This is a genomic window from Arthrobacter sp. H41 (assembly GCF_000520535.1).
In the GTDB taxonomy this organism is placed as follows: Bacteria; Actinomycetota; Actinomycetes; order Actinomycetales; family Micrococcaceae; genus Arthrobacter_D.
The window spans coordinates 36,560-39,752 of the sequence record NZ_KI914779.1 but is presented as its reverse complement, the minus strand read 5'-3'; the positions used below and the strand labels follow the sequence as shown (position 1 = coordinate 39,752).

Sequence of the window (3,193 nt, the reverse complement as noted above, 5' to 3'; positions counted from 1 at the left end):
GGAGCCATAGGGATGCTCGGCGGGCGAAGTGAGCCTGAAGAAGCACAACTGGCCGATCTTGGAACCGGGCCACAGCTTGATGGGCAGGGTTGCCATGTTGGAGAGCTCAAGCGTCACATGCCCAGAAAAGCCCGGGTCGATGAAGCCCGCCGTCGAGTGGGTGAGCAGCCCGAGGCGTCCAAGGGACGACTTCCCTTCGAGCCGCGCCGCGATGTCATCCGGCAGGGTCACCATCTCGAAGGTGGAACCGAGCACGAACTCGCCGGGGTGCAGGATGAACGGCTCATCCGCGGCGACCTCGACGAGCCGGGTGAGGTCGGGCTGATCCTCCGCCGGATCGATGTGCGCGTACTTGTGATTGTCGAAGAGCCGGAAATAGCGGTCAATCCGTACATCTACGCTCGAGGGCTGCACCATCGCGGCGTCGTGCGGGTCCAGCACGATACGGTTTGCGGAAATTTCAGCTCGGATGTCGCGGTCGGAAATCAGCACCGTTCAACGTTACCAGTCATGCACCTATCTCAGTACGGACGGCGAAGAGCTCCGGAAAGAAGGTGAGCTCAAGTGCTCGCTGCAGGAATCCGACGCCGGAGGAACCTCCCGTGCCCGTCTGGAAGCCGATGGTGCGGGCCACGGTCTTGAGGTGCCGGAAACGCCACAGCTGGAAATTGTCCACGAGATCCACGAGCTCCTCGCAGGCCTCATAGACACCCCAGTGCTCCGCCGCGTTCTCATAGACGTGCCGGTAGACCTGCACCAGCTCCGCGCTGAATACGTGGGCCTGGGTCACATCGCGTTCCAGAAGCGCCGCCGGCACGCTGTACCCGCGCCAGGCGAGGAACGCGATGAACTCGTCGTAGATGCTCGACTGCGCAAGGAGCCCCTCCAGCAGTTCGAAGGCGGCCGGGTCAGCTGCGAAGACCTGCAGCATCTCCTCATTCTTGTTGCCGAGCAGGAATTCGACGGCGCGGTACTGGTAGGACTGGAATCCGCTCGCAGCTCCGAGATCACCGCGGAATTCCGCGTACTCCGACGGCGTCAGCGTCGCGAGGACCGACCACTGCTCGGTGAGGGAGCGCTGGATGTGCTTGATCCGCGCGATGCCCTTCATCGCCGAGCGGAGATTGTCGTGCTGCAGGTGTATCCGCACGGCCCGGAGCTCGTGAAGGACAAGTTTGAGCCATAATTCCGAGGTCTGGTGCTGGATGATGAACAGCATCTCGTCGTGGTGCACCGGGGTACTCACCGGGTTCTGCGCGTCCAGGAGCTTTTCAAGGGAGAGGTACGACCCGTAGCTCATCTTCGCTGACAGATCCCTCTCGATCCCGGCCTCGAGGCTGCGGGTGTTCTTTTCGACGCTCCTGGCTTTCAGCCTAGCGATTGAGCGCCACTGCGCGCCGCACTCCCCCCGGTTCCTGTCGAGGTGTTTTTCGGTGGAAGTGTCTTCGTTGGAAGTGACAGAGGCGAGCGCTAGGTTAAGGTGCAACCCAGGAGGCCCAATGCACATCTGCAGCATCATTCCACCCCATTTGCTGGTGACCATCGCCGAAAGCCCCGATCCACGCCACGCCGCCGCCGCGGATTCGGCCCGCCGGGCGCTGGTCCAGTTGCCTCCGCTGATTGCCGGGCGGTCCCTCGCCCTCGCCGCTCCCGTCCGCCGGGGAACAGCTGTGGCGCCGCAGCTGCAGCGCAGGGTGTCCGACGCCGGTGGAAAGGAAACGCTGCCCGGAACCCTCGTGCGCGGCGAGGGCAAGCCACCTACCGGCGACGCCGCAGCGGACGAAGCCTACGACGGCCTCGGCGCCACCTATGCGCTGTTCAACGATGTATACGGGCGCGCGTCGATCGACGGGGCGGGAATGCCCCTCNGGAATGCCCCTCGACGCTACCGTCCATTACGGCGAGCGCTACGACAACGCGTTCTGGGACGGTACGCGCATGGTGTTCGGGGACGGCGACGGCGAGATCTTCGGCCGCTTCACGGCCTCACTCACCGTCATCAGCCACGAGTTGACCCACGGCTTCACCCAGTACTCCACGAATTTGCAGTACCAGGGCCAGTCCGGCGCACTCAACGAGTCACTCTCCGATGTCTTCGGGGTGCTGGTGGAACAGCGTGAGCTCGGTCAGGAGGCAGCCGACGCGTCCTGGCTCGTGGGGGAAGGAATTTTTGCTGACGGCGTGCAGGGCAGCGCCCTGCGCTCGTTGCGGGCGCCGGGAACAGCCTATGATGACGACGTCCTCGGCAAGGATCCCCAGCCGGCGACGATGACCGATTTCGTGGAGACCGAGTCCGACAACGGCGGCGTCCATATCAACTCCGGCATCCCCAACCACGCCTTCTACCTCGTGGCCAGCAGGCTCGGCGGGCGTGCCTGGGAACGTGTCGGCCACATCTGGTTCGACACCGCCACCGGTGGTGCCGTGCCCGCCGAATGCACTTTTGCCCAGTTCGCGCAGGCCACCGCGGCTGCTGCCCGCGCACGATTCGGACCGGACTCGGAGGAGGCTGCCGCTGTCACCAGCGCGTGGGAAACCGTGGGAGTGGATCGGTGAGGGTTGAAATCTTCCGCTCGCGTTCTGGGACGGTACGCGCATGGTGTTCGGGGACGGCGACGGCGAGATCTTCGGCCGCTTCACGGCCTCACTCACCGTCATCAGCCACGAGTTGACCCACGGCTTCACCCAGTACTCCACGAATTTGCAGTACCAGGGCCAGTCCGGCGCACTCAACGAGTCACTCTCCGATGTCTTCGGGGTGCTGGTGGAACAGCGTGAGCTCGGTCAGGAGGCAGCCGACGCGTCCTGGCTCGTGGGGGAAGGAATTTTTGCTGACGGCGTGCAGGGCAGCGCCCTGCGCTCGTTGCGGGCGCCGGGAACAGCCTATGATGACGACGTCCTCGGCAAGGATCCCCAGCCGGCGACGATGACCGATTTCGTGGAGACCGAGTCCGACAACGGCGGCGTCCATATCAACTCCGGCATCCCCAACCACGCCTTCTACCTCGTGGCCAGCAGGCTCGGCGGGCGTGCCTGGGAACGTGTCGGCCACATCTGGTTCGACACCGCCACCGGTGGTGCCGTGCCCGCCGAATGCACTTTTGCCCAGTTCGCGCAGGCCACCGCGGCTGCTGCCCGCGCACGATTCGGACCGGACTCGGAGGAGGCTGCCGCTGTCACCAGCGCGTGGGAA

3 protein-coding genes and 1 pseudogene are annotated in these 3,193 nt (G+C 64.7%); 2 read left to right on the top strand and 2 right to left on the bottom strand.

Annotation, left to right across the window (positions count from 1 at the left end; translation table 11 throughout):
- Both dcd and Y705_RS0105865 read right to left on the bottom strand, forming a co-directional pair.
- Nucleotides 1–492 (bottom strand): dCTP deaminase (gene dcd, locus Y705_RS0105870; RefSeq protein WP_026532184.1); only part of this gene is annotated, 492 nt, incomplete at its 3' end.
- Between the two features lie 16 nt (nucleotides 493–508).
- Nucleotides 509–1,372, bottom strand: coding sequence for a tryptophan 2,3-dioxygenase (locus Y705_RS0105865; RefSeq protein ID WP_049822351.1), 864 nt, complete (start codon nucleotides 1,370–1,372; stop codon nucleotides 509–511).
- A 500-nt stretch (nucleotides 1,373–1,872) separates the two neighbouring features.
- Between Y705_RS0105865 and Y705_RS23590 the strand changes: the two genes are divergently transcribed.
- Both Y705_RS23590 and Y705_RS17760 read left to right on the top strand, forming a co-directional pair.
- Nucleotides 1,873–2,556: a M4 family metallopeptidase gene (locus Y705_RS23590; RefSeq protein ID WP_444826164.1), complete on the top strand. Its 684-nt coding sequence runs from the start codon at nucleotides 1,873–1,875 to the stop codon at nucleotides 2,554–2,556.
- A gap of 19 nt (nucleotides 2,557–2,575) precedes the next feature.
- Nucleotides 2,576–3,193, top strand: a pseudogene (locus Y705_RS17760) (M4 family metallopeptidase); the annotation flags it as partial.